At 44.7% G+C, this 26,495-nt stretch carries 20 protein-coding genes; 9 read left to right on the top strand and 11 right to left on the bottom strand.

Features of this window, described 5'->3' with window-relative positions:
• Positions 1-121: 121 nt before the first annotated feature.
• Both GPLA_RS10405 and eutC read left to right on the top strand, forming a co-directional pair.
• A complete protein-coding gene (locus GPLA_RS10405; RefSeq protein WP_007104871.1) occupies positions 122-1,525 on the top strand; it encodes an ethanolamine ammonia-lyase subunit EutB in 1,404 nt (467 codons plus the stop codon).
• Positions 1,525-2,433, top strand: coding sequence for an ethanolamine ammonia-lyase subunit EutC (gene eutC / locus GPLA_RS10400; RefSeq protein WP_007104870.1), 909 nt, complete (start codon positions 1,525-1,527; stop codon positions 2,431-2,433). The genes GPLA_RS10405 and eutC overlap by 1 nt, the downstream gene beginning before the upstream one ends.
• Before the next feature lie 308 nt (positions 2,434-2,741).
• Here eutC and GPLA_RS10395 read toward each other — a convergent pair whose 3' ends face one another.
• From GPLA_RS10395 to GPLA_RS10375, 5 genes are all read right to left on the bottom strand, one after another.
• Positions 2,742-4,430 carry a DUF3466 family protein gene (locus GPLA_RS10395; RefSeq protein WP_007104868.1) on the bottom strand — a complete coding sequence of 563 codons (1,689 nt, stop codon included), beginning with the start codon at positions 4,428-4,430 and terminating at the stop codon, positions 2,742-2,744.
• 296 nt (positions 4,431-4,726) lie between these two features.
• Positions 4,727-6,229, bottom strand: coding sequence for a hypothetical protein (locus tag GPLA_RS10390; protein WP_007104867.1), 1,503 nt, complete (start codon positions 6,227-6,229; stop codon positions 4,727-4,729).
• 406 nt (positions 6,230-6,635) lie between these two features.
• Positions 6,636-7,862 (bottom strand): Vgb family protein, encoded by a 1,227-nt coding sequence (locus tag GPLA_RS10385; protein WP_007104865.1) that lies wholly within the window; start codon positions 7,860-7,862, stop codon positions 6,636-6,638.
• Positions 7,863-8,190: 328 nt separating this feature from the next.
• Entirely contained in the window at positions 8,191-9,300 is a 1,110-nt protein-coding gene (locus GPLA_RS10380) for a YHYH protein (protein ID WP_007104863.1), read from the bottom strand.
• Positions 9,301-9,567: 267 nt separating this feature from the next.
• Positions 9,568-10,248 carry an SDR family oxidoreductase gene (locus GPLA_RS10375; protein WP_007104862.1) on the bottom strand — a complete coding sequence of 227 codons (681 nt, stop codon included), beginning with the start codon at positions 10,246-10,248 and terminating at the stop codon, positions 9,568-9,570.
• 283 nt (positions 10,249-10,531) lie between these two features.
• Between GPLA_RS10375 and GPLA_RS10370 the strand changes: the two genes are divergently transcribed.
• Complete coding sequence (locus GPLA_RS10370) at positions 10,532-11,758, top strand: threonine/serine exporter family protein (protein ID WP_007104861.1); 1,227 nt, start codon at positions 10,532-10,534, stop codon at positions 11,756-11,758.
• Between the two features lie 73 nt (positions 11,759-11,831).
• Here the strand turns inward: GPLA_RS10370 and GPLA_RS10365 are convergent, their stop codons facing one another.
• From GPLA_RS10365 to hmgA, 6 genes are all read right to left on the bottom strand, one after another.
• The gene (locus tag GPLA_RS10365) at positions 11,832-13,463 is read right to left on the bottom strand and encodes an FMN-binding glutamate synthase family protein (protein WP_007104860.1); all 1,632 of its coding nucleotides are present in this window, start codon (positions 13,461-13,463) and stop codon (positions 11,832-11,834) included.
• A gap of 392 nt (positions 13,464-13,855) precedes the next feature.
• The gene (locus tag GPLA_RS10360) at positions 13,856-14,788 is read right to left on the bottom strand and encodes a 2-hydroxyacid dehydrogenase (RefSeq protein WP_007104859.1); all 933 of its coding nucleotides are present in this window, start codon (positions 14,786-14,788) and stop codon (positions 13,856-13,858) included.
• Positions 14,789-14,847: 59 nt separating this feature from the next.
• Positions 14,848-15,021 carry a hypothetical protein gene (locus tag GPLA_RS23470; protein ID WP_007104858.1) on the bottom strand — a complete coding sequence of 58 codons (174 nt, stop codon included), beginning with the start codon at positions 15,019-15,021 and terminating at the stop codon, positions 14,848-14,850.
• 586 nt (positions 15,022-15,607) lie between these two features.
• Positions 15,608-16,264 carry a maleylacetoacetate isomerase gene (maiA, locus tag GPLA_RS10355; protein ID WP_007104857.1) on the bottom strand — a complete coding sequence of 219 codons (657 nt, stop codon included), beginning with the start codon at positions 16,262-16,264 and terminating at the stop codon, positions 15,608-15,610.
• The gene (fahA, locus tag GPLA_RS10350; RefSeq protein WP_007104856.1) at positions 16,261-17,574 is read right to left on the bottom strand and encodes a fumarylacetoacetase; all 1,314 of its coding nucleotides are present in this window, start codon (positions 17,572-17,574) and stop codon (positions 16,261-16,263) included. The genes maiA and fahA overlap by 4 nt, the downstream gene beginning before the upstream one ends.
• A gap of 31 nt (positions 17,575-17,605) precedes the next feature.
• The gene (hmgA, locus tag GPLA_RS10345) at positions 17,606-18,910 is read right to left on the bottom strand and encodes a homogentisate 1,2-dioxygenase (RefSeq protein WP_007104855.1); all 1,305 of its coding nucleotides are present in this window, start codon (positions 18,908-18,910) and stop codon (positions 17,606-17,608) included.
• A gap of 312 nt (positions 18,911-19,222) precedes the next feature.
• On the opposite strand from hmgA, the gene GPLA_RS10340 reads away from it, so the two are divergent.
• From GPLA_RS10340 to GPLA_RS10315, 6 genes are all read left to right on the top strand, one after another.
• A complete protein-coding gene (locus GPLA_RS10340; RefSeq protein ID WP_007104854.1) occupies positions 19,223-19,693 on the top strand; it encodes a MarR family winged helix-turn-helix transcriptional regulator in 471 nt (156 codons plus the stop codon).
• A gap of 371 nt (positions 19,694-20,064) precedes the next feature.
• Complete coding sequence (locus GPLA_RS10335; RefSeq protein ID WP_007104853.1) at positions 20,065-21,606, top strand: dynamin family protein; 1,542 nt, start codon at positions 20,065-20,067, stop codon at positions 21,604-21,606.
• A gap of 308 nt (positions 21,607-21,914) precedes the next feature.
• Complete coding sequence (locus GPLA_RS10330; RefSeq protein ID WP_007104852.1) at positions 21,915-22,898, top strand: hypothetical protein; 984 nt, start codon at positions 21,915-21,917, stop codon at positions 22,896-22,898.
• A 736-nt stretch (positions 22,899-23,634) separates the two neighbouring features.
• Positions 23,635-25,146: a DUF3360 family protein gene (locus tag GPLA_RS10325; RefSeq protein WP_007104851.1), complete on the top strand. Its 1,512-nt coding sequence runs from the start codon at positions 23,635-23,637 to the stop codon at positions 25,144-25,146.
• Positions 25,147-25,941: 795 nt separating this feature from the next.
• Positions 25,942-26,202 (top strand): hypothetical protein, encoded by a 261-nt coding sequence (locus GPLA_RS10320; protein WP_040514392.1) that lies wholly within the window; start codon positions 25,942-25,944, stop codon positions 26,200-26,202.
• Between the two features lie 20 nt (positions 26,203-26,222).
• Positions 26,223-26,408 (top strand): hypothetical protein, encoded by a 186-nt coding sequence (locus GPLA_RS10315; protein WP_007104848.1) that lies wholly within the window; start codon positions 26,223-26,225, stop codon positions 26,406-26,408.
• Positions 26,409-26,495 lie beyond the last annotated feature (87 nt).

The following is a 26,495-nucleotide window of genomic DNA, read 5'->3' as shown; positions in this document are numbered from 1 at the left end:
AAATTTTAGCGTATTGAACAATAATTAAGAGGTCTGAAAATTGCCTAATCTCATTATCTGGCCGTCAACTATGCACTGGATTAAACGGCTGGCAGTGAGCAACCTTGTTATGGATGTATGAATGGGTCAACGTTATCGCCATCAAGTCGGCAGTCAAACATATCTTTTCAAAAATTTGGCACAGCTCATGGCCAAAGCAACACCATTGCGCTCAGGAGATTGTCTAGCTGGCGTTATAGCTGAGTCTGAACAGGCACGAGCGATAGCGCAGTTAACACTTGCCGAGGTGCCACTCACTGATTTCCTGAATGAAGCCTTGGTGCCTTATGAAGACGATGAAATTACCCGTTTGATCATGGACGAACATAACAAGCAGGCGTTTGCCACTATTGGGCATTTAACTGTGGGAGATTTTCGTAACTGGTTGTTGAGCGACCATGTAACCAGTGATGTACTGGCCAGCGTTAGCGGCGGTATAACCCCAGAAATGGCGGCTGCGGTGAGTAAGATTATGCGTAATCAAGACCTGATTTTAGTGGCTAAAAAATGTCATGTCACCACTGGATTTCGCAGCACAATCGGCTTAACGGGTCATTTATCAACACGGTTACAACCCAATCACCCCACCGATGACATCAATGGGATTGCCGCCAGTTTGTTGGATGGTTTGTTATACGGTAATGGTGATGCAGTGATCGGCATTAACCCCGCAACGGATAATGTCGCGCAAGCCATTAATCTGCTGCATTTAATGGATGATGTGATTAGTCAGTATCAAATACCTACGCAAAGTTGTGTGCTGACCCATGTGACCAATACGATCGAGTGTATCGAAGCTGGTGCGCCTGTGGATCTGGTCTTTCAATCGATTGGTGGCACCCAAGCAACTAATGCCAGTTTTGGCTTTAATTTAGCGACGTTAGCCGAAGCACAAAGCGCTGCGCTGAGCCTCAATCGAGGCACAGTAGGCAGCAATGTTATGTATTTCGAAACGGGCCAAGGTAGTGCGCTATCAGCCAATGCGCATCACGGATTAGACCAACAAACTTGCGAAGCTCGGGCCTATGGGGTGGCACGTAAGTTTAATCCATTAATTGTTAATACTGTGGTTGGTTTTATTGGGCCTGAATATCTGTTCGATGGTAAGCAGATCACACGTGCCGGATTAGAAGATCACTTCTGTGGCAAGCTGCTTGGTCTGCCCATGGGCTGCGACGTGTGTTACACCAATCATGCTGAGGCAGACCAAAATGACATGGACAATCTTCTCACCTTACTCGGCGTAGCTGGCTGTTCATTTATCATGGGGATCCCGGGTTCAGATGACATTATGCTCAATTATCAAACGACGTCATTTCACGATGCGTTGTATCTTCGTCGTGTTTTAGGCGCCCGCCCAGCACCAGAATTTGAACAATGGTTAGACAAAATGCAAATCATGAAAAGTGACGGACAACACCTGCTATCAAGTAACGTACCTGACGTATTTGCCCGTGCGTTACATGCAATAGGGGGAATTTTATAATGAAAAAACACGTCGAGAGGCCTAAAAATCTAAAGGGGGCGGTTGATCATCAAGCCCATTTAACGAGCGAAAACATAGTCAATAATCCATGGCGCGCATTACGCCGTTACACAGATGCACGTATCGGCTTAGGTCGTGCAGGGGTGAGCTTACCCACTTCTGAAATGCTTGATTTTCAGCTGTCCCATGCGCGGGCACGGGACGCGGTAAAACTGCCACTCAATATAGAGAAGTTACAACAGCAATTAGCTGAGTTTGCCCCAGCGTTGCCGTGCCAACCTATGGCTTTACATAGTCAAGCTTTTGATAGAACAACTTTTTTACAACGCCCGGATTTAGGTCGAAAACTGAATGATATTTCGCGAAATGTGCTATTGAAGTTTACTACGCAACAAGAAGGCGATAGGCAGCTTCAATACGATTTAGCCATAGTTGTGGCGGACGGGCTTTCATCTATCGCGGTTCAGCGCAATGTGCGGCCTTTACTAGACCAATTGATCCCCTTGTTAAAAAAACAATCCCAGCCGTGTTCATTGGCCCCTTTAACCATTGTGGAACAGGGCAGAGTCGCCATTGGTGATGAAGTTGGTCAGTACTTAAATGCTAAAGCGGTTTTAATGTTAATTGGCGAACGCCCAGGGTTGAGCGCTCCTGATAGTCTTGGTGTGTACTTTACCTGGGAGCCCCAAATAGGCCTGAATGACGCACGACGCAATTGTATTTCTAACATACGACCTGCAGGTTTGGGCTTTGACGTCGCGGCTCAGCGAGTTTTGTACTTGCTAAAAGAAGCACGTCGTCTTAAAACCTCAGGAGTACAACTTAAAGATCGCTCGCACGATAAACGACTTGAGGCTTTTGAGCATAAAAGAGGGCGAACGCACAGCTTTCTGGCGAAGCCTAGCTGATCTACCGCTTATCATTAAGCTGGATTACCCAGAGCCTAATGTGAGTTGCTGCTCTGTCATCTCAACCATCCATTTCATAGGCAAACATAGACCTAATAGGTCTTATTTTGCCTAATCTTCTGGCATTCGTATTTGTGCGATCAGATCCTCGCTCAGGACTTAAACATCGAACGGCTAGAAACGTGCTTTGTGATGAGCGCTCCTAAATGGTTTGGCGGATATCCACTGGAAAACCTTGAATGGAAAGTAGACTGATAGCCCAATAACAGTGAGCTATCAATCAAGGTCCTTGGTAAGCCGTGGTGGGTTTAAGCGCTTTTCCTTAGATCCGTAAAAGCAAATCGACCTAAACCGAATAAGCCTAACAACAACAACCAATATGCGCTCGCGCCTTGGCGTTCATATTCTTCTTCATATACGTCACAGTTATCTATGGAACCACCTGAGATGGGCACAAGTTTAACCGCAACCACATGAGTCGAGTACGACTGGGCATCGAACTCATCAAGTTCGATTTCGCCGGTTATGTCTCTATCTACGGTTGATACACTGGCAGTCGCGATGATCTCATTGTTTTCATTAATACCGTTTGCTTGAGAGATAGTGTAGGGACTATTGCACTCGATTAAGTCATTTAAACTTGAGAATATGTCGTTGCGGTAATCGTATAAAAAACCTTCAACTCGGCGTACGCCTGAGCTTGTTTCTTCGTATTCAGTATAACCTACGACCATATTGTCATCATTAATGGCGGTTGGAATAGTTGATGCACTATCAAAAAAATCATCTGGGTAATCGATAAGGCCAGAGTCATAGTCATAAACGAAAAACTTACTTGCGCTTATCCCTAATACGCTCTTTGTGGCGTAACCCACCACTAAATCGTTGTTGTTAATATCCGTCGCGTAGCTGGCGAATACATCATACTCTTCATCGTTGTCTTCACTGATCGTATACGCTTTATCGTTGTCGTATATCACTGCGGCGGACGTTAATGTGTCAGTATTATTGTAATAAGCAGGGGAGGTACCCACAGCAATACCAAAGTCATTTATTGCAATCGCAGTGCTGTTATAGACAGTGGTGTCATCATCATCTGGCTCGATAAGCATTGGCAGTTCATTTGTGTCTGAAACGCTGCCATCATCAAGTTGCCAGATAACCCCACGTCTTTGAAACACGGTACTCAAACTCGCATATGTACTGATACTCAAACTGCGCAAACAGGACTTTTCAGGTATGTCGCCGCGCTCATCTTCGTCTGCACAGTCTGCAACACTGTCTTCTAAGGTGGTTGACACCAATTCAGTGGTGGCAATACCCACAACTTGATTGAGCTCATTAATGTCATAGGCTTCACTATAACCGCCTACGGTATCTTCAGGCGGAGGAAGCGCTATCACGTCACCATCAATTTGTGCAAAGGCGCGGGCATAGAAGTCGTTTAAAACATAGCTAACGTCTTCTATGTTGTCGTTCACATAGGTCAGTGTGTAGAAACCATCGTAACTTATGCCGACGGTATAACCAGATTCATTTATGCCGCGCACCGTTGTGGTGGCGCTGTTGCGGTATTCATCAGTATTGGGGTCTATGGTATCAAAACCGCGCAGCAAGGTGCTGGTGTCTTCTGTTGCTATATAGCTGTTTAAGCTGGCAATTTGTTGAAAAAACTGACTTTCGTCATTGGCGCTGATATAGGCGTATAAAAGCGCATAATCGGTGGTATTGAAGTCACCGGATTTTGCATTCTCTATATTGGTCAAGGTAGCGATTAAGGTGGCTGAGTCAAAATCAAGCAAGGTGACATCAATAACCGGATTATATTGGGAAACTAAGTTGAGGGTAATTTCGCCTATATCGTTAATGGCGCTGGGATAAGAGTCCGTTCCTAGCTCCGCAGCTGGGATCTCAACCACTTGGTACTGAGCACTAAAGGCAGAAGGAATAGACAGAAACGCGCTGGATACTAGTGCTGCTAATCGTGTTTTTTTCATTTGGAGTCCTGCTTAAAACTGTGTTTCATGGATCTCTTTCGTTACTTGCTTATTTTCTTACTGAGTGTTGAGCATCATTTTCGGCTAAAGCGTCAATTCAAACGTCAAACTCAACCCTATAATTTGTTCGCGCACATACCCTGTGAAAACAAGCAGTCACATACGACGAAACGTCAAAAGGGTGGGTAACTTGAGGCCCCTAACATGTCATTAGGGCGTAAAACTTGAGAAAGAATAAAGTCGCGCTCAAGCCTGGCTGGCAAAGGGACAGGCTGGCGCAACGTTATTAAACTCGATTAGTTGTCTTGGTTCTGATTCACTAATGTCATTCTGAAACCAGTAGATGAGCTATCATCAGCTTCAAATATTAAGAACTGTTCTACGCTGTCTTCATCTAAGGTAAGTTGAAAACTGTCCATAATAATGTCGGTGTCTTCAATCGTGGCGATAGCGTATACAGAGTAAGTGTTATTGATCAGGCTAATTGAGCTGTTACTTTCTTGTAAAACAGAAAGGGTATTGTCTGCAGTAGAGATAACCTCATCGCTTTCTACGAAGTAGAATTTAACGCGACTAAAATCGTCAGAATCACTTAAGTTAACAACCTTTATGCCATGGCTATAAATGCTCGAACTGGTGCTCTTGGTGATCGTGATTGATTTAATGATAGATTCATAATCATCAACGATACCGTCTTCGTTTTCATCGATAATATCGTCTTCGTCGTCATCAATTGCATCGGTTTTTGCGTAGATAAACACCATGTTATCGGCGTTTTCTTCCAAGCTTAATAACGCATCGTGGATGAACAGCGTATCGTTGTCGGCATTATAAATATCAAACGAATAATCTCCGTTAGAGGTGGTAGTGGTATTACTGAATTCGCCGTAGGCTAAATCTTCAACTTTTAGTTTACTGTCGTCGATTAAATCAACGTTAAGATCAACCACGCCCGAGTAGTCAGGTATGTAGCGATTCGTTGCGATACCATTGTAAAAGCCAAAAGAGGCTTCAGAATCAACGTCGTTTAATTCAGTGACGCTGTTGGTTCCTATGCTGTCAATGGTGAACGGTGAACTGCCCACACCAACGTTGTCACGCAGAGCAACGACATATTGGCTTACAACTGAGTAAGAAATATCTTCAGAGGTAAAAATAGGCTCACTGCCACCAGGCTCAGTGATATAGAAAATATATTGATCTTGCTCGACCTTTATATTGTCGGTCAGGCTGTTAAGTTCAACCGTAGACACAAATTCAGCTTCGTTAAATGTTTCATTGTCTTCAGACATATAAACATCTACCGATGCGTAATTGGTGTTTAGATTTAAAAAACGTAGGTTAAACAGGTCATCATCGTCATCATCAACGACTGGGATATCAAAAGTCAGCACGGTAGGATCACGAATATCATCGGTCAGGGCTACGAAGGTAATATAATCTTTCTTAATTTTATGCTGTTCTTGATATATCACTTCCAGATCACTGCGATCATTACTCTCTTCATCTTGCCAGCCAAGTTCCACCCAATAAGTGTCATTGTCTAAGGCATTATTAGAGGTTACGCTACCAAATTGCACGGAACTGTAGGTAATTTCAACTTCATCGTCATCGTCTTCATCAAGATCTTCGTCAACGGTTAAATATACCGCAGGGGCATTGTACGAGGCGTTATAAAAGCGAATGTAACCGGTGCTGTCATCGTCACTTGAGCCACAGCCGGTAAGCGATAATACCGCCAAGCCTATATATAAGGCAGGGGAGCGTATTATCGACGACGTCGTTTTGCTTAACTTCATTGTATCTCCAGGTTTAACTTTTCTTAGGTTGATAATGTAAGTGGAACTTCATCATTGATTGATGATTTGCGGTTCCGACTGACTATTTAATCGATAAGTTCGCAGGAGTAACTGGCCTTTACAGAATCTTTACCTTTCTTGACAGTTGCTTGGCATTTCTAGACAAATAAAGGCATAAAATCCGCGTTTTTGGCTAGCAGCGGCGATGACAAACAGCGGGATATTTCCAGTGAATGGAAAATGCCTTCATGTTCGAAAGCTTCGAAATTAAGTGGGGAAATCAATTAACGGGATGCATTCGCCTATTTAAAGGTAGGTAAAGGCAGGGCTAATATTAACTAAGCCAGACTATCGGCTTAGTTATTTCTTAGTATATGTTGATGGATATAACGTCAACTTTTTTCGGTTATTGGGGGGTTACTAGAATGATCCGGTTGCTGCTACTTTGGTGGATCAATAGGTTACCTTCTCGGGTGGTGCGCATGTGACGCACAATACCTGCATAGACATCGCCTGAAGGGATTGCCCAGCTTTGGAATATTTCGCTTTTTGGGTCAAATCGAACCAGTGCATCGGGTCTTACACCTGACTCGTTATACCAAACTACGTTGTCTAGCACTGCTATTGCATAGGGATGGGATTTAGGCCCACTGGGAGAGGGCCATTCTTTGCTATCACCAGAGGTCGGATCAAACCGACCTAAGCGTCCGCGGCTGGAATTGACGTACCACAGCATGCCATCGCTCGCGAAATCGAGACGTCGCACTCTCGTGTTTGCATGTGGGAGCTTATATTCATGCAGTTGCATCGTGTGGGGATCGATTTTTACCAAACAGTTGCTACCATTGCATGCTACCCAGGGCGTATCGTTAGCATCTAGCTTTATCCCATATGGACGGGAGTGTGGGCTGGGCATGGTGACAAGCTGAATATCGCCAGTCGCTGGGTTAAGCCTGCCCACCATATTACTGTGTTGTAACGTAAACCACATGGTCCCGTTATTATCAAATATCGCGGTGTGAGGATCTTTGGCCTTGGGATCCGGCATGTTGTAAACGGTTATCTCGCCAGTACTGGGGGTAAGCATACCCACTGAACCATTTTTGTTGCCCGTGTACCAAATGTTTCCTTTTTTATCGTGAGTGACCGAATGCGGCATAGCACCAGCAGGCAGGAGATATTCTGTCATTTCTCCGGTTTTAGGCGCTATTTTTCCAATGAGATTACCCCATTGACCCGCCCACCAGATGGCGCCATCAGGTGTTTGCATGGGATCGCGAGCACGCTGGCCAAGGGTGGGCACAAACCATTCTTTAAAATCAATGGATATGTCTCCCGTTTTTAACGTGGCACGACGGGCACTATTTTGTGGAAAGTGCTTAGCAAGGTATGCGGTAATCGTATCGCGATGGGGACTTTTGCTTAGGTCAATCATGCTACTGATCAATTCTTGCCAGCCCACTTGGCTGTAGCCAGCACTTTGCGTGATTTGGTTAAGTTGGTGGCACCCGGTGCAGTATTGATGAATGAGCGCTTTACCCGGTTCTTCCGGCCAATTGGTTGTTTGCGCATGGGCTGGGTTGATAATAACGCCATATCCCAAAACGAGTGATATTATAAGTCGAAAGTTCATTTTTCCTCTCACCTAGTTAAACCTAAATTCACGTAAAACAGCCGTTAAGCCTTTGCACGTTTGATCTATGCTTTGTCTCAGCGTAGAACTTTAATACAAAGCCGTTTCAATAATATAGACAGGCTTAGCACTGATTGTTAGCTGATTTTTTGACTGAGTGTTAAACAAACAGAAGCGGCTAGCATTTAGGTAATAATGTTGCTTGCTGTCAGGTGTGGCACTGTCATTGATGATTAAACGACGTTGGCGTATTTTTAATGGCTGAAAAACACTACCCTGCTCAAAGAGTGAGCCAGGTAGGTGATAAACAATGTATTCGAGTTGACGCTTAACCAGCTCTTGGTGGAGGAGGACCCATACCCTTGGCATCGCAACGGGCCCTGTCATCATCTACTGTGCAACCTTGTTGCGCGGTAAAACAAGACAGGATCTGGTTTTTACCAGGTTGGTTAACATGGTAATGATAACCCAGATCAGCAAGGTCATGGCCGCCACAGGTATCTAGGTCAGGTGAAAGAGAGCCATCATTATTGAAATGGCTAAACAACATATAACCGTCCATGGCAAAACCTAGCATTGCTGCATGGTCGGTAGCCACGGCGATTTTCGCACTGCATTCGGTGACAGCATGGTAATGGTACCCCGCATGCAAGTTCACATGGCCGCCGCAATCATCAAACACCGCTAAGGTGTGCGCACCTAAGATGGCTTCAACAGGCGCCGGTGCATCAAGGCGAACGCCATTAAAGGCAAGGCCCACGCCCGAGTGGGGATTTAAACGAGACGCATGTTTTGTGACAATGGGTTGGGCGGGGATCAGGTATGTGGTTTCCAGCGTTTTGTCCACGTAGCTAGGCAAGCATTCAACACAGTAATTTTGGTATTTAGGATCAACATCAGGACGGGCCGCTGCCATGCAGGCTTCTTTACTGTCAGTTACCTTAATGTCACCTGTTTTTGGATCATATAATTGCCAATCATCATCCAGGTAAAAGGTAGCTAGGTCTTTGACGAACATTCCGTCTGCATCATATACCACATCGTTATCTAACCAGATACCGGCTAGATCGGCGCTATCAGCAACATTACGTGGGCACCAAGGTCCCATCTTATGTACTACGTCATGTTCGGCATTGACTTTAATGCTGATGCACATTGACTCCGCACCCCCGGATAAGGTGCAAGGCACTAGCTTATCTGCAACGGTAAGTCCTTGGGTTTTGTACAAACTTTTTGCCAACAAGACTTTTTCATCAAGGTGCAATTCGTCGGCATGTTTGTCATTGAGGTGGGCAACTACCTGATTTTTGGCTGGCTCATTACAGGCCGTCAGCAACAATGAGGCAAAGGTAAGGCCTAATATTTTTCCTATCAATATGGACTTGCCGTGTACGAATATGTTGCTGTTTTGGGACTGACGACGGCAACTAATCAACATTATTAATTTCCTATTAGGTCGTAAAGAATACAAATACAAAGGACTGACAATAACTGAAAATTGATATTTTCAGAAGACTTACAGGATGGTTTGCTGATTCAATTTACGAGACACAGGACATATTGCAAAAAAACGTTAATCGCTGAATGTTATTCACAGCCATCATTTTTGCTCGACGGCGATTATTCAGGTCTTTCTTTGCTGAATAACCCCATTAAGGCTGTGCCGCTTTTAGTGATTAATCGCCCTCGATGAATGAATGTTTAATCAGTTAGTAGGCATCAAGAATATTTCCCGTACATTGTTGCGTTTGTCGGCTTCGATGGTAAATAGCACAGCATCAGCGACATCAACCGCTGCTAGCTTGTCAGGTTTGGCCTCATCAAAAAATGCGGTGTTAACCATGCCAGGAGAAATGGTGGTGCAGCGGCCGCCCCATTCGGCCATTTCTTCCGCTAAATTCTGGCCAAATCCGTAGGCAAACCATTTAGTGGCGCCATACACTGACCCTTTGATCGGGCGACGCCCCGCAGCCGAACTGGTGATAATGAATTGACCGACGGACTCACGTAAATAAGGCAGAGTCAGTTTGGCCGTGTAGAGGAGAGCATTGATATTAATATTGACCATAGCATTCCATTCGTCCGGGTCACCTTGCTCGGTACCTGAAGTGGATACTCCCATGCCAGCATTTGCAAAGGCCACGTCGAGTCGGCCAAATCTCTGCAAACCCGCCTGCACCACTTTTTCAAGGGCGTGGATGTCGGTGGCATCCGCGGCCACGGCGAACGCGTTTTCTTCGCCTAAATTAGCGACAAGTTCGTTTAATTGCTCTTGTCTGCGGGCCGTCAAAATCACTTTGTGGCCATTTTGCACCAAGATTTTGGCAGTCATTTCTCCTATGCCGCTGGATGCACCGGTAATTAATACGACTTTCTCTTTAGCCATGTTATTTTCTCCTAAGGTGATTAAAAATTTTGCGTTATATAGAACTGATGCTTTTTTATAAAAATTCAATCCTTGAGCACGGGTCGTTATTGTTATCGTTATGGGGGAGGGGGACGACTTTTTTCGTTTTTACTGCTCATCTCGCATACTAAGGATTAGTTTTTTTAATCCTATCTGGGTAAAAAATGTGCGTTGTGTAACGGTTCAATTGCCACTAAAATCCGCGAAATTTCAGCGTAGGCTGATAATGCTAGACAAATAATTGTGAAAAAAGGCGTGTGAAGTGAATACAGCAGAATTTATTCAGATTCGAAAATTTATCGTTAAATTGGGCATTATGTTACACAAATACGGTACTCCTGCGTTTCGCTTAGAAGCCTACCTGACTGAATTGGCAACCTACTTAGGGGTACGTGCGTCTTTTATCGCCACGCCCACCGCATTAACGTTCGTCATTTGGAGTGACAGACGGGAAGATGAATACAATCACTCAGTGCGCGTTCAGCCAGGTGATTACGATATGAACGCCTTGTCGCGTACAGACGAGTTGGCAACACGTTTACTTTCAGGCGAGGTGGGCCTTGAAGAAGCGGATCATCAATTGGACGTGATCAATAAAATGCCCAGTCCTTATGGCAAAATATTAACAGGCCTTGGTTTTTGTGGTGCCACCGGTGCCTTTGCCATGTTAATGGGAGCGAGCTGGCAAGAAATACTATGGACTGGGCTAATCGGGCTGATCGTATACTTTTTAGTCTTGTGGTCACAAATTTCAAAACGTGTCACCCTGATGTTAGAGCCAGCAGCATCACTTATCGCAGGGTTAGTGGCGTGTGCGATTAGCTTTTACGTTGATCATGGGATTAATATTCCGCTGGTGGTGCTTTCATCGGTAATTATTTTAGTGCCAGGGTTGGCGTTAACCATGGGCTTAGCTGAATTATCCTCCCGTAATTTGGTCTCAGGTACCGCCAGAATAATGGATGCCGTCATGCAATTATTCAAATTGTATTTTGGTGCGTTTTTAGGGATCAGTATCGGCTTTGGCTTATTTGGTCCGAATGAATCACAGGTTGCCTATTCATTACCAGAATGGACGCGCTGGTTCGCGATATTCATGCTCTGTTTGGCCCTGGTCGTGATATTCAGAACCCGGGTAAAGCATATTCCATGGGCTTTGTTATCCGGTTTTATTGCTTACGGCGCAACAGTGTGGAGCTCGGCCTATTTAGAGCAAGGTTTAAGTACCTTCGTGGGAGCATTTGCGTTAGGTATTTACGCTAATCTGTTTACGCGTATTGCTCACGCACCCGCGTCACTGGTCAGTATGCAAGGCTTAATTGTACTGGTGCCCGGCTCGAAAACCTATATAGGTTTGAACTCCTTCGTATCAGGTCAAGATTTCGTGCAAGCTGAACATATCGGCCAAGAGACCTTTTTGATCTTTATGTCCCTCATTGCCGGTTTAATTTTTGCCAACGTGGTAATGCCAACCAAAAAAGCGCTGTAAGTCACAAGGTGATAAAGGTGAAGTTTCACACGCATGTGATACTTCACCTTGTGGGTAGGTGTAAAAAGCCCGGTCAACTCACTTCTTTCAAACCTTCGGTGGTTTCTGCTACATATTGTTTAGGGAAGAAACTTTCTGCACAGGACTCCTTCAACGCTTGAGCAAATTTAGGCGGTACTTCTTCATTAAAAAAGCTACCGAGTACGGGACTTTGGTAAATTTCATCAAAGCGACGAACTTCCGTTTGGCTAACTCTGCGAAAAATATGAGTACGGTTCAAATCCGAAGTATTACGCAAACCTGCTGATGCAATAATCTCTAAGGCCGAATTGACCGTTGTATTGTGATAACGGGCCACGCGTTCGGCCTTATCAGGCACGACTAAGCCTCGGGTCAATTTGGGATCTTGAGTGGTGATACCTGTGGGGCATTTATTGGTATTACACTCCAGTGACTGCACACAACCAAGGGCGACCATCATACCCCGAGCGCTGTTACACATATCCGCGCCTAAGGCTAAATTTTTAACTAAATGAAAACCACTGAATGTTTTTCCACTGGCAATCACTTTGATGTCTTTTTTAAGATCGAAACCAATGAGCACATCACTAACAAACGAAAGTGCTTCACGCAGCGGCATGCCTACCGAGTTTGAAAACTCTAGAGGCGCAGCTCCCGTGCCGCCTTCACCACCATCGACGGTAATAAAATCAGGTTTTATACCGCTCTCAATCATGGCTTTACACACGGCAACGAACTCACTGGTTCGACCAATGCACAGTTTGAAACCCACAGGTTTTCCGCCTGATAGCGCACGCAATTGCTTAATAAATTGCATCATTCCCAGCGGTGTATCGAACGCACTATGGGAAGGTGGCGAGTCCACTTGGGTACCCGGTTCAACTAAACGAATACGGGCGATTTCATCGGTATTTTTATCGGCGGGCAGTAATCCCCCGTGACCGGGTTTAGCACCTTGACTGAGTTTTATCTCAATCATTTTAATCACATCCTTTTGCGCAATTTTTTGAAAAGCATCCGGGTCAAAATTGCCCTCTTTGTCACGACAACCAAAATAGCCGGTACCAATTTGCCATACAATATCACCGCCGTTTTCTAAGTGGTAATCGCTGACGCTGCCCTCGCCAGTATTGTGATAGAAGCCACCAATGGCTGCACCTTTATTTAACGCCCGTATGGCGTTGTCACTTAGGGCACCAAAACTCATGGCGGAAATATTAAAGAAACTCGCTTCATAGGGCTGAGTGCAGTCGGGACCGCCTACCTTGATGCGGGGTGCTGGATGTTTGCTATCATGGTGTTTCGCTGCCATTGAATGGCCAATCCATTCATATCCTACCCGTTGGGTATCAAGCTTAGTACCATAAGGATTGGAATCTAAACTGCCTTTGGCACGCTGATAAATCAGCGAGCGAAACATACGGCTAATAGGAGTGCCGTCGGTTTCAGATTCGAAAAAGTACTGGCGGACAAACGGTCGTAAGCGTTCCATGAGCCAGCGGCCGTGGCCAAAAACCGGATAATTACGTAAAATGCTGTGACTGGTTTGGTGATAGTCGTAATAACCTAAAGCAACAAGCGGGATAAGCACGATGAATAACCACAGTGCAGGTAGCCAGAGTAAACTGAGAAGTAAGATAACGACGGCTGACCAAATCGCGATTTTTTTCAATTTGTTTTCCATTTTTGCTCACTATTGTTAGTTTTTGTGGGGCAGATATAAACCAGACCCAATAATAATAGAACTTCGTTCAAGTATTCCATTTAATGACGAATAATTTAACTGGTTGTGTTTCATCATATTTCAACCGGTGAGATAACCTAAGTAAATAACCCTAAACGTAAATGACAATAGCTCGTATGAGTATCAAACGTTCGAGATACAATGATGTTCAGGCAGTAATAAAATCGCTAACGGACACCGTCGCTCGACATTAACAACGATACTCGACCAGGTAAAATATCGATTGCAGAGATATGTATTCTAGTAAGAGCGATACATCTGCCTACGATGCATATACCGAATGCTTTACGGCAGCCTTAGGCGAAATCATATTTAACGTTTAATACTGCTTATCAATATCCGAGTGAGCGGTCGACGATGCCCACCATGGGCTGGTTGTTAAGGTAACGTTGTACATTTTCAATTAATACGCTGCCTGCACTGTCATTTTGGGTGATGGCCGCGATATGTGGGGTAACCACTACCTTAGGGTGTTGCCAAAAGGGATGATTCTCAGCCAGAGGCTCAATTTCAAACACGTCAAGCACAGCGTAGTTGATATGTTGACTATCGAGAAGGGCAAGTAAATCTTCGGGGATTAATTGCTCGCCACGGCCTACATTGATCAAGCTTGCCCCCTTAGGCAGGCTTAAGAGCGTCTTATCGTTGAGTAAACCACGGGTTTGCTCCGTCAAGGGCAGTAAGCTCACCAAAATATCACTTTGCGCTAAAAAAGTGCTCAGTTCAGCGTTGCCACTAAAACACGATACGCCTTTTATATCTTTAACAGAACGGCTCCAACCGTTGACGCTAAAACCCAAATTTAACAGTGTTTTTGCTGCATCTTGCCCTAAATTGCCTAATCCTAAAATACCCACACGACGTTTGTGATTAGCCATAGTGGAAAGTTGTTTCCAACTGGCAGATGGATTTGAATTGATATAGCTAAAAGTCTCACGGTGAATATTTAGCACATGCATGGCAATGAATTCACTCATCCCTTTAGCGATACCAGGGTCGAGCATACGAACGACTTTAATATGCTCAGGCACCGTGGCTAAATCGAGCTGGTCGACACCGGCCCCCACTGAAAAAATGACTTTTAGGTTAGGGTAATCTTGCTGGTAGTCCCGTGGTAGTTTCCAAGTGACCATAAGCTCAATGGCGTCTTTGCGTTCTACTTTTGGCCAGTGGTGCCAAACGACATCGGGTAAGGCATCATTAAACAACTCTTGCCAGCAATCCCCGCGTTCTTGCGGACCACGATAAAGAATATGAGTTTTCATTGTATACCTGCTTCGTTTATTTCTATTTTAGAAGTCTTTATATCTTAGTACGTTCGCGCTTAAAATTGATATTTAACACTGATGCTACCGTTGCGTGGCAAGCTACCATAAACATGACTCAAAGCACTAAACATAAGGAACGAAATGTTACCCACAACTTCGTGCTTCATCGTCACAAAGAGCGTAGCGTTATCGCCTGCGCTGAGTAGGGACGTACTGGAAGATACATCCATAGAGAGAGTATTCCGATCCCTAAAATCAGAACAGATAGTAACTATTGAATATTTATCGTTGTGTGGAATAACACTCCAGCGTAGTTGTTACTTGAGTGATTACTGCAATCCACAACGCGCATAAGACTCATTCTTGAGGCAGGGACGCTGCCATCAAGGTTGCTGGGCAGGCAGGCAGAGTAAATGCGTGGGTTGTATCTCGAAGACTCAGTTGATTGGTACCGGCCGCAGGGGCGGATTAGAATCTGGGACGTTCCGGGAATTATCTGCTTGCGTCCCCACATCTTCTGAGCGTCATCGGTATTCATGAGCACAAGGAAAACATAAGGCAACCGGCATATGGAAGGTGAAAAAAGCCACCCTGGAATGAGTCCGCGTGTGGCTGAATGTGAAGAGTGTTAAGGTTATTGCATTGGGATGACCGATAGCGCGCAGTCTGTATCCAATGATGTGCTTCTTAGGTTGCCACAAACTCGTTAAATTTACTGGTATAGGCCACAGCAAAGCGCCGCTAATGATCATCAGCGGTGCTTCGTGTGCAGTTATTGTTTCTGTTAAACGGTTTAACCTTTTGAACTACCCAAGGCTAAATTGTACTATCAGGCTGATTTTGCGGCGCAGCCTGTATAAATGCATCGAGTTTATTACAGGCATCATAAGCACGCATCATATTGGGATAGCCTTGCATATCGACCTCAAACCTTAGGGCGTTGTATATCTGAGGCACCAGATACACATCAACCATAGTGACGTTTTCACCCATAGCATAAACTCCAGTATTTGGCGTGCTAGCTCGCTGGTTTTCAAGTTGCTGTTCGATGGCTGCAAACCCCCCTTGTATCCAGTGGCGATACCATTCTTGCTTTTGCTTATCCTCAACCGCTAACTCTTTGCTCAAATATTTTAATACCCGCAAGTTGTTTAACGGATGAATATCACAGGCAACCATGTCAACTATGCTGCGCACTTTGACTGCGGATAACAGATTGGCCGGCATCAACGGATACTGGGGATATTGAGCGTCAATGTAGGCTAAAATAGCCCCAGACTGGGTGATCACATCACCACTGGCGAGTTGCAAACAGGGCACTAGGCCTTGGGGTTGCAAAACCTGGTAGTCATAGGTTAATTGCTCACTTTTCAATAAGTTAATAAACACCAACTCGTGCTCAACTTGCTTGAGATTAAGCGCAATTCTTACCCTGTACGCCGCTGACGAGCGAAAATAACTGAATAATTTCATACTAGGGCAGGCAGTATCGTGCCCACTACCTCTCCAAAACCAATGGTGGCTGCGCCATCAAGACGGCACTGGGCGCGCATGATGATGGCATCACCGTCTTGTAAAAAGGTACGGGTTTCGCCGTTATCCAGGGTTAGCGATTTTTTGCCGCCTTGGGTCAGTTCAAGTAATGAACCAGCCTCTTCTGCCTCTGGACCCGATTGGGTGCCCGAACCTAAAAGATCGCCTGGGGTCATGGGGCAGCCGTTAACGCTATGGTGGGTAACTAATTGAGCGGGTGTCCAGTAAGCGTGTTTGAAGTTAGATTCAGACAGTCGTTGAGGCGTGTGTTTCGCTTGACGCATGGATTCGGTTTGAATGAAGCAACTGAGTTCGATATCAAGATTTCCAGATTGACTGTTTTGCTCGCTGCTTAAATATGCCAGCGGCTGGGGATCGGTTTCTGGTCGTGTAAACTTATGTCTAAACGGGGCTAGAGCTTGGGTGGTGATTACCCAAGGAGAAATGGTTGAGGCGAAGTTTTTGGCTAAAAAAGGCCCTAATGGTTGGTATTCCCATGCTTGAATATCTCTCGCTGACCAGTCATTTAAGATACACATGCCAAAAATATGCTGCTCAGCCTTGCTGATGTCAATACGTTGGCCGAGTTGAGTGCCCTGACCAATAAATACGCCCATTTCCAGTTCATAGTCTAACCGTTGGCAAGGGCCGAAGTCTGGGACGCTTGCATCCGGTTTTTTGGTTTGACCCACTGGTCGGGGGAAGGCTTGACCTGAAACACCTATGCTTGACGAGCGCCCGTGATAGCCAATCGGCACCCATTTGTAGTTTGGTAATAAAGGGTTGTCAGGGCGAAATAAACTACCCACAGCTGTGGCGTGGTGAATTGAGCTATAAAAATCAGTGTAATCCGTTACGTGACAGGGCATGCCATATTCAGCTGAGTTTTGTGGCAGTAAACAGCCTTCAAGCGCCGCTTGGTGCTCAGAGCCTTGGGTTAAAGCCTGAGATAACGCCAAGCGCAGGGCTGAATTTGCCTTTTCGCCCAGTCCCATTAGGGTATTTAAACTTGCTTCGGCGGCAGCCTGTGCGGCGGTTTGCGCATCGCCGCTGAACAGTGTCAGCTTGGCAACTTTGGCCATGTCGAGTATTTGCTCGCCAATGGCCACGCCACCACGCCACGAGGACTGAGACCCTGCTTCTCGAAAAATAGCGAACGGTAAATTTTGAATTGGGAACTGCATATCGCCGTTAGCCGAGCTTACCCAGCTTTTGCGAGCTGGATCATGTGTTTCGTTTATTAATGTCATTATATTAATACCTTATATAGCGGGCCGGCGACTATGGCTGACCGTTAAAATGCTTTTTGAGATCGCCCCAACAGGCCAGATAATTTTTTTGACGCTGAGGAGCGTTAAGGGCAAATTTTGTGGGGGCAATGACGTATCGAGATTCCAGCATGAAGGCCATGGTGTTTTCATAACGTTGGGGCGTGAGTTCAGCATTAGTTGCCTTATCAAACACGTCCGCTTCTGGGCCGTGGGGTGTCATACAGTTGTGCAGGCTCATACCTCCTGGCGCAAAACCTTTTTCTTTGGCGTCGTAAGTGCCTTCAATCAAGCCCATAAATTCGCTCATAAAGTTTTTGTGATACCAAGGCGGACGAAAAGTGTTTTCTGCTACCATCCAGCGCGGTGGAAAGATAACAAAGTCGACATTTGCTACACCCGCCTCGGCGCTAGGGGAGGTCAGCACGGTAAATATTGACGGATCTGGGTGGTCGAAACTGACTGTGTTGAGTACATTGAATCGAGATAAATCATATTTGTACGGCGCACTATTGCCCACCCAAGCCACCACATCAAACGGACTATGGTTTTGCTTCGCCTGATAAAATTCACCACAAAATTTGGCAATGATCTGATGCTCTCCTTCGGTTTCTTCGAAGTTAGCATGGGGGTACTGAAAGTCACGTTGATTAGCAAAGCCATTGGCACCTGCAGGGCCGCGCTCAGCAAGCTCCAGTGGACTACCGTAGTTTTCACAAATATAGCCGCGAATAGGCCCGTCTAATGGCTCTATTTTGAACTTGATCCCCCGGGGAATAACCAGAATTTCGCCGGGTTTTATGCTGAGTTCTCCCATTTCGGTAATGGCATTGAATGCCCCCAGTTGCGGAATAAAGAGCAGTTCGCCGTCAGCAGAATAGAATGAACGATTGTCCATGCCTTTATTTGCCAGATAAATGTGGATCCCCATACCTGATTGACCTCGCACATCACCATTGGCCGCAATGGTGATGAGGCCATCAATAAAGTCAGTGGCTTCAGTGGGTAACGGCAGGGCGTCCCAGCGCATGACGTTGGGCGGGCAATCTACTTCGGTGATTGGGCCGGAACGTACTTGGCCTTTGTCTATTTTACTAAAATCACCCATGGCGATAGACGGGCGAATACGATAGGTCCATGTGCGGCGATTTTCGTGTCGTGGACGGGTAAAGGCACTGGTACTAAATTGTTCTGCGTACAATCCATAAGGGCAACGCTGTGGGTTAAACTGGCCGATTGGCAAGGCGCCTGGCAAGGCTTCTGTCTGGTGTTCGTTATTAAAACCAAACAGGCCATTAATGGCTGCATCGTTACTCATGTATCACGCTCGCTTAAAGATGATTACCGGGTTAATAAGTAAGAATTAATTATATTACGTTATTCTCATTTGAGACTAATTTAATGGCTTGTTTAGTGGTAATGCAAGTTGTCGAGGCAATATTTGTAATATAAATGGGCTAATATTTTGGCTAGATTGTAAAGATTTGTTTAAATGCTCTCATTTAAGAGTATTTATTGTGGCGTTGCTCTACTGTGATGTGTAAGCTGTTAGCCCTTATAAGCATGCAGTTCACACACTATCGAGCCTTACTAGCGTGAGGCAATCATTACTTTTTAACGGCCTTCTAATATGATCTTGCTTAAACTTTTTGTGCCTTACCGAATGGTTAATTTAGCCACGCGCATTAGCCATGCATTTTCACAGACCTACCGTAACCAATTCAGTCTCGCTATTCCTGATTGGCGGTTATTGGCATGTTTGGGGGAGTACGAAAGACTCACTGCAAAAGATATTGCTGAGCTAACGCTAATGGATAAATCTAAGGTGTCGCGAGCAGTAAAGCAGCTTGCAGATCGATCGTTACTGCTAAGAGAACAGGATCACAATGATAATCGTGCGGCTTATTTATCGTTGACCGAACAAGGGTGGGAGTTATACAGCCAAATTTCGCCTAAGGCGCTTGCATGGGAAGAAGAGTTACTAAGTGTGCTAGATACAACTGAGTACCGTAACTTGATGCGCATTATGGAAAAGCTAGAAAATCAGGTGATTAAAATGGCAACCCATAATCCTGAAAAAGAGCAAAGTAACTCACACTGATTCCATTAGTGTGAGTTCAAAGACCACAAAAAGGATACTGAGAAACGTGAACACCTTATGGCCGCTTGCGTTGAGCGACTCTCACACAGTGCTAGCGAGCGAATGCAGAACAAAACGCGACTGAACGAGCCTGTTCATCGACCCTGATGTTACCTTTTTTAGCACCTTTCGCGGTATTTCTTGCACATCCTATAAAATCCATGTCTATTGAATATATGAGGTATATTGTTTACTCTTTTTATACTCTCGCTGCTTGTTTTTAGCGCTAGGTAACGCGAATTTAGCATTATATTTACTAGGGCACGTTAAGCAGCTTTGGTCATAACATGACTACCCTTTATCGTCTTACTCCACACATAAGAGAGCTTTCTATGCCAGGACCGAACCGACAAGTCAAACAGCGTCTGAGCGAGCTTGAGTCGCACTTAAAAAATGAAAATCAATTACTCGTTGATGTTGTGAAGAGCTTTCGCAGCCTTGACCGAGTTGCCTATCGCTTAGGTTTGCTAAAAACCGATCAGTCTTTCGCTTTTCATGTGCCTTGGTGGCCGATGATATCTATTCTTGGCACCTTTTCAGCGGGTAAGTCGAGTTTTATCAATCGTTATATTGGAGCCAAATTACAAGAAAGTGGTACACAGGCGGTAGACGATAAATTCACCGTTATGTGTTATTCAAAAGATAAAGAGTCACGCAGTTTACCTGGCATCGCACTGGACGCGGACCCGCGTTTTCCATTTTATAAAATGCGCGAAGAATTAGACAAAGTATCACTTAGTGAAGGTGCGCGTATTGATAGCTACCTACAATTAAAAACTTGCCCTAGCGAGCAATTGAAAGGCCAAATACTCATCGATTCCCCTGGCTTTGATGCTGATGCACAACGTACTGCGACCCTGCGTATTACCGATCACATTATGAACATGTCGGACTTGGTATTGGTCTTGTTTGATGCCCGTCGCCCTGAGCCTGGCGCGATGCGCGATACCTTGCAGCACTTGGTCGGGGAAACGGTCAGTCGCAGTGACGCGAATAAATTTTTATACATTCTCAATCAAATTGATACAACCGCCAGCGAAGACAACCTAGAAGAAGTCGTAGGTGCTTGGCAACGTGCGATTGCGGAAAAGGGACTCACTGCGGGGAAGTTTTACACTATATTCAACCCTGACCAGGCGCGCCCGATAGAAGATGACAAAGTACGTGAGCGTTTAGAAGCCAAAAGCAACGCCGATATGGCCGACATTTACGCCCGGGTCAGTCAGGTTAAAGTGGAGCGTTTCTACCGCATTATCGCCAATTTAGAACGCACAGCCCATCAAATCGCCGACGAATTAGTGCCTGGCTTAATAGCGTTAAAGAAAAAATGGCGCAGGGGGGTAGCGTGGCGAAGTGCGGTGTTTTTATTACCTCTTATTGGCGGGCTTGCAGCGGCAGGCGTGTATGGTCATTTACATAGCACCCCCTGGTGGAATTGGGCCATCAGTTCATGGCAGACTGGGATGATAGTGGGCGTACCCATTGTTATGGTATTGATTTGGATTTACGCACAAATCAAAAAAAGTGCGTCGGCCAAAATTAGCAAAACCATTCCCGTAACTGCCAGCGACCTAGGTGCTGAACGACGAGAAGGCATGATCCACGCCTTTAAACGCAATACAGGTTTTTGGAATAGTGTCTTTCGCACCAGTCCTGTCGGTTGGGGCTGGCGTTCCAAAAAAGCACTGCGCTTAGCGCTGAGCAATGCCGATCGTTACGTACAAGAGCTGAACAACACCTACACCGATCCTTCTGGCAAACAAGCAAGCCCAGTTGCAACCAAAGAAAAAGCAGATAAAACAGCTGAGACGGAGAAAACTACAGACGAAATAGCTGATACCGTAAAACCGGCTGAGGAAACAAAAATAATCTAATATGCCGCGCTAAATGACCGCCCTGTTTGTGTTTTAACAAGGGCTGTCATTTAGTCGGGTATTGCAACTAAACTCCTTGTAGGCCAGCAAACGGTATTGCACCTACAAAACCACAATCTCGCCGCCAGCCAATCCCTAAAATTTCAGGGTTAAAAACCCGCAACGCTTAATCGTGTCGATTCCTACTGACCTAAACCCTCTCCATTAGATATAAAAATAAATATAGTGACACCCATGATAAAAATGGATAATTTTTAAACCTAAACTAAACTTGTTAGGTGTTCCATTTTTTGTTGGGTAGGTGCTTGATGCCTCAGCCTCGAAAAAGCCAAATCAGTCTAATAGACACGCCTTATTACCATTGTGTTTCTCGCTGTGTACGCCGCTCATTTTTATGCGGTATTGATAAATATTCCGGTCAAAGTTACGAGCATCGTAGAGGCTGGGTAGAAAGCCGCTTACTTTTTCTGTCGACGATATTTTCCATCGACATTTGCGCCTATGCGGTGATGAGCAATCACACGCACATCGTATTGCACGTAGATAAATCGTTAACAGATGATTGGAATATTGATGAGGTGTTAACGCGCTACCATAAATTACACAAAGGAACGCTACTTACGCAAAAATATGTCATGGGGGATAGGCTTAGCCAAGGCGAGCTTATAACCTTTGATGAAACAGTTGAGTTATATCGAAAGCGTTTATATGACATCAGTTGGTTCATGCGTAATTTGAATGAATACATAGCCAGAGAGGCTAATAAGGAAGATGACTGCACTGGTCGTTTTTGGGAAGGGCGGTTTAAATCACAAGCTTTATTGGATGAAAGTGCCGTGCTCGCGTGCATGGCTTATGTTGACTTGAATCCTATTCGTGCGAAATTGGAAAAAACACCAGAAACGTCAAAATACACCAGCATTAAAAACCGCCTGCAAGCGGCGAAAAGTAAACGACCTCAGCCGAGAACGTTAATGCCTTTTGTAGGCAACGCACAACAAAATATGCCGAAAGGCATTGCCTTTTCATTGAACGATTATTGCGAGCTAGTAGATATCACCGGTCGTTGCATTAGAGATGATATAACGGGTTATATCGATGACGCTCAATGCCCCATTCTGGTCAGGCTGGGCCTAAATACTACCCAGTGGTTAACCTTAACGACTGAATTCGAAAAGCATTTTTGTTATGCCGCGGGTGCTGAGCAAATGATGAATTCGTTTAAACGCCATACACACCATCAGAGATTACGAGGGATGGGTCAAGCAAAAGTATTGCTCAAGCAAGGCTGAACATTTCAAGCATTTAAACCTAAGTAAATACTAACTTTCCGCAGACAATTGCGGAAAGTTAGCTTGCCTAGAATTTTAGAGAATACGTCATTCCGCTCATATTTTTATTCTTAGATCTAATTTTGAATTTGAAGTTGTGCAAACAAAAAATCTTATTGTGGGGGCTGTGTCCAAACGGGGATTCGAAACTTAAATTTTATTATGGCTGTCTATATAATTTGTTATGGCTGTCTATATAATTTGCTTGAACGTTCCATCTTACTGATTCATTAATCCTTCATCTTGGTGGCGATAGCTTCATTTATCTAACTAATTACCTGTGTGCGGCGTGTGCTTTTTGGATGCTATGGCGTGAATAAATGCATAGCGTCGAAGCTGGACAGTGCTTTTTTTCGTCAATCAACTGGCTATGAGACCAATGTCTTATAGGCAGTGACTTTTCTTTAAGCAAGCGGTGTATATCGCGTTTCTGACGATAGATTAATTTTCAAAGTTAAATTGTAAGCTAATGATATTAAATGAATTTTAATACTTTTATAGCATGAGGTGAAAGACCCGTTATTACCTTGTTAGGCGTATCACTTATCTATTTACAGCCCTCAATATCACCGTATAAGACCTTTTGCTTAATCGTCATTTGTCAATGGCTGGCTTACCCTGCCGCATCGACATTCATTTGCTTTAAACAATGCGTTTACTGTTAGTTAGAGCAAGTCACTATGTGTTAGGAAAAATTATGAATACCAAGTCGCAGCACTACAATCCCCCTGAAATAGCAGAGGGCACTCAGGCCGGTTCCGATAGTTATGAAAATTTGCATAAACCCAGTTCCGAGTTCGACACCAGAGACGAGTACCTCGAGCATGAGCTGCAAATTATGCAGCCCAAGCGTTGGCGACCTAATTTACCTTTTAGAGATTATCGCTTCGAATTTGAAGACACGATCCCTGCGTTAGCAGGCACTATCGGCAAAGTTGTTATGGTCAGTGCTATTGCGGCCACGTTTGCTGGTACATTAGGTTTGAGTGACGCCTTTGTGCTAGAAAATGTGCGCTACGAGTTACTTATTGTTTCTGTTTTCATTCTATTGTTCTCCGGTTTTATCTTACCCACCGCCAATTTAGCTGGTACACACGGTCCGCTTATCCCGTTAATTCCGATTGTTGTCGCGGCGGGGGGGCACCCTATGGCGTTTGGATTACTGATTGGGGCGTTCGGCTTAATTCTAGCCCTCAGTAAAGGAGGCAGTTTACTGGCACGGCTCACCAGTAAAGGGGTATGTGGCGGGCTGTTACTATACTTAGGCTTTATTGGCACGATTTCTCAAGTGAAGAAACTGTTTACCTGGGCTGAAGACATTCAAATGACGCACATTGCTTTTATTGTCATTTTGGCCACTATTTTATTGTATGCCTTGTTAGAGCACTTCAAAAAGCGTTGGCTGGCCGTGCCGCTTAGTTGCCTATTAGGCGGGGCGACAGCGTTTTCTCTAGGGGCACCGTTTGAGTTTAAAACCGCACCTGGCTTACCTAACATGAACCCCATGTATTGGTGGGGCGAAAATACCGGATGGATGCTGGGTATGCCGACCATTGAGAGCTTTGTGGTTGTATTACCGTTTGCCGTACTCGCGGTGGCCATGTGGTCGCCGGACTTTTTGGGGCATCAGGTCTTTCAAAAAATAAGCTACCCACAGCGAACTGAAAAAGTGCAAATGAATATCGACGACACTATGCTCAGCGCATCGGTCAGGCAAACTTTCGGCTCTATTTTAGGTGGCTCGAATTTCACCTCGTCTTGGGGCACCTATATTGTGCCAGCGGCCATCGCAAAGCGGCCTATTCCTGCTGGGGCCATATTAACCGCGTTATTTTGTGTTATCGCTGGTGTCTGGGGCTACCCAATGGATCTGGCGATTTGGCAGCCTGTATTGTGTGTGGCGTTAATCGTGGGCGTGTTTATTCCGCTGCTTGAAGCGGGCATGGAAATGACTCGAGAAGGGAAAACCACCCAATCAGCGGCGATAGTGGTATTTGCATCAACCTTGGTTAATCCCGCGTTTGGTTGGTCCCTTACCATGTTACTGGATAACCTAGGTCTTATTGGTTGTAAACAAAGAAGTGCCGAGTTAACGCATATGAGCCGCTGGATCATTCCACTGATCATGTTCGTATTGCTCACCCTAGTCATGGCAATGGTTGGCATGCTGCCAGGCATACCAGCACTAATGACAAACTTCCGGCATTAATAAAACGCGCAGATCATGCCATGATCTGCGCTATCTGCTGCTTTAAATCAAAAAACACATAAAATTACTGACGTTCATTGGCATACCAAGCAATAACGCAAACTTGAATATCGCTAACTGATACGCAGTTACGTTATTGATATTATATCCCGTCAAAATAGAACCGCGCATGTATAGCGCTTTCATGGGTGATAACAAGAAAGTGCTGCTTCTCTTCCCGTTAAATAATGAAATATAGTCGCGCTTTGTTTCCATGAGAAATGCTAACTAACTGATTTTTATATTAAAAATATTTTTCTCATGGTTTTTAATAGGAAACATAAAGGTCCCGTTAACATCAAGGTGACCCCATTAAACTTACAGATCTAACAAAATCTGTAGTGATATACCTTGGGTTAAAATAGGAGTACCAAATTAAATCAATGATTAAGCGTATTGAAGTGACAAAAAATCAAATTAAACCGTGTAGTGACATATAGGACATGCTCGATAATAAGCGTTAGTTGTCCGGATAAATTTCGTAAAATTGCTTTTGTATTTGTGTGCTCAACGGTTATTTTGCGTGTGGTTCAATTCTTTAGTTTGGTAATGGAAGTGCTGACAGATCTAATCTTCCTTATTGACCAATTAACAATGATAGGCAGTATTTAGTTCATTGAATGGCAACAAACGGCAAAGATAGACCGCACGACGGCAATTCAATATATCGACTTCTCTTTACCGCACGGTAGTAGAGTTATTTCTAATTTGGCGCACTTCCTGCTAGATATTGAACATTGACTATGGAGGTGGCCTATGACACCGATCGCAAATACTTTAAGCGTAGCTAATTCATTATTACAGTACAAAACTTCCGAGGTTAAAAATTCTATTGTACCTGCAACTGTACAGGAAACGAAAAGTACAGGAAATGTACGACATGGCTTGGATACATTCATTCCAGATGTCGAAGCAGATCCTTTATTCGCTAAAAAAATGGCTGAAGTCGTTGCATTTATACCTGATAAGTTATTGATGAATTTAAATGACGCCCCCCCCCACTTTCTGATCCTGTAGCGTACAAGAATTGGGCGGGTATGTCCGAAGAGTTTGATAAAATCGCATCAAAAGTGACGGGACAACGAATCGAGTTGTTCAATGAAATGAAATCAAAAGGCTCATCAGACCAAGAAATTTTTAAAGAGTTATTGTCGTTTAATCATTCACTACCAATGGATTATCAAGTTAAGTCAGGATTGACAAAAGTCGACACCTATGCTTGAAGTGTTTTGCAATTAACGAAACAACTAACAAGAGACTATGGCGTCAATAGCTAATTTATAGCCTCTGGCGCTTCCCACATGACCCCA

This window comes from Paraglaciecola polaris LMG 21857 (assembly GCF_000315055.1).
Lineage (GTDB): Bacteria > Pseudomonadota > Gammaproteobacteria > Enterobacterales > Alteromonadaceae > Paraglaciecola > Paraglaciecola polaris.
The sequence above is the reverse complement of the archived record's forward strand: the minus strand, read 5'-3'. Positions and strand labels throughout refer to the sequence as shown.

Coding starts and splice junctions, on each gene's coding strand:
- GPLA_RS10405 (WP_007104871.1), top strand. CDS start 122: ATGGGTCAACGTTATCGCCATCAAGTCGGCAGTCAAACATATCTTTTC.
- GPLA_RS10360 (WP_007104859.1), bottom strand. CDS start 14,788: ATGAAAACTCATATTCTTTATCGTGGTCCGCAAGAACGCGGGGATTGC.
- GPLA_RS10325 (WP_007104851.1), top strand. CDS start 23,635: ATGAATACCAAGTCGCAGCACTACAATCCCCCTGAAATAGCAGAGGGC.
- GPLA_RS10390 (WP_007104867.1), bottom strand. CDS start 6,229: ATGAAGTTAAGCAAAACGACGTCGTCGATAATACGCTCCCCTGCCTTA.
- GPLA_RS10335 (WP_007104853.1), top strand. CDS start 20,065: ATGCCAGGACCGAACCGACAAGTCAAACAGCGTCTGAGCGAGCTTGAG.
- GPLA_RS23470 (WP_007104858.1), bottom strand. CDS start 15,021: ATGGATGTATCTTCCAGTACGTCCCTACTCAGCGCAGGCGATAACGCT.
- GPLA_RS10380 (WP_007104863.1), bottom strand. CDS start 9,300: ATGTTGATTAGTTGCCGTCGTCAGTCCCAAAACAGCAACATATTCGTA.
- GPLA_RS10340 (WP_007104854.1), top strand. CDS start 19,223: ATGATCTTGCTTAAACTTTTTGTGCCTTACCGAATGGTTAATTTAGCC.
- GPLA_RS10395 (WP_007104868.1), bottom strand. CDS start 4,430: ATGAAAAAAACACGATTAGCAGCACTAGTATCCAGCGCGTTTCTGTCT.
- GPLA_RS10315 (WP_007104848.1), top strand. CDS start 26,223: ATGTCCGAAGAGTTTGATAAAATCGCATCAAAAGTGACGGGACAACGA.
- maiA (WP_007104857.1), bottom strand. CDS start 16,264: ATGAAATTATTCAGTTATTTTCGCTCGTCAGCGGCGTACAGGGTAAGA.
- GPLA_RS10330 (WP_007104852.1), top strand. CDS start 21,915: ATGCCTCAGCCTCGAAAAAGCCAAATCAGTCTAATAGACACGCCTTAT.
- fahA (WP_007104856.1), bottom strand. CDS start 17,574: ATGACATTAATAAACGAAACACATGATCCAGCTCGCAAAAGCTGGGTA.
- GPLA_RS10365 (WP_007104860.1), bottom strand. CDS start 13,463: ATGGAAAACAAATTGAAAAAAATCGCGATTTGGTCAGCCGTCGTTATC.
- hmgA (WP_007104855.1), bottom strand. CDS start 18,910: ATGAGTAACGATGCAGCCATTAATGGCCTGTTTGGTTTTAATAACGAA.
- GPLA_RS10385 (WP_007104865.1), bottom strand. CDS start 7,862: ATGAACTTTCGACTTATAATATCACTCGTTTTGGGATATGGCGTTATT.
- GPLA_RS10375 (WP_007104862.1), bottom strand. CDS start 10,248: ATGGCTAAAGAGAAAGTCGTATTAATTACCGGTGCATCCAGCGGCATA.
- GPLA_RS10320 (WP_040514392.1), top strand. CDS start 25,942: ATGACACCGATCGCAAATACTTTAAGCGTAGCTAATTCATTATTACAG.
- eutC (WP_007104870.1), top strand. CDS start 1,525: ATGAAAAAACACGTCGAGAGGCCTAAAAATCTAAAGGGGGCGGTTGAT.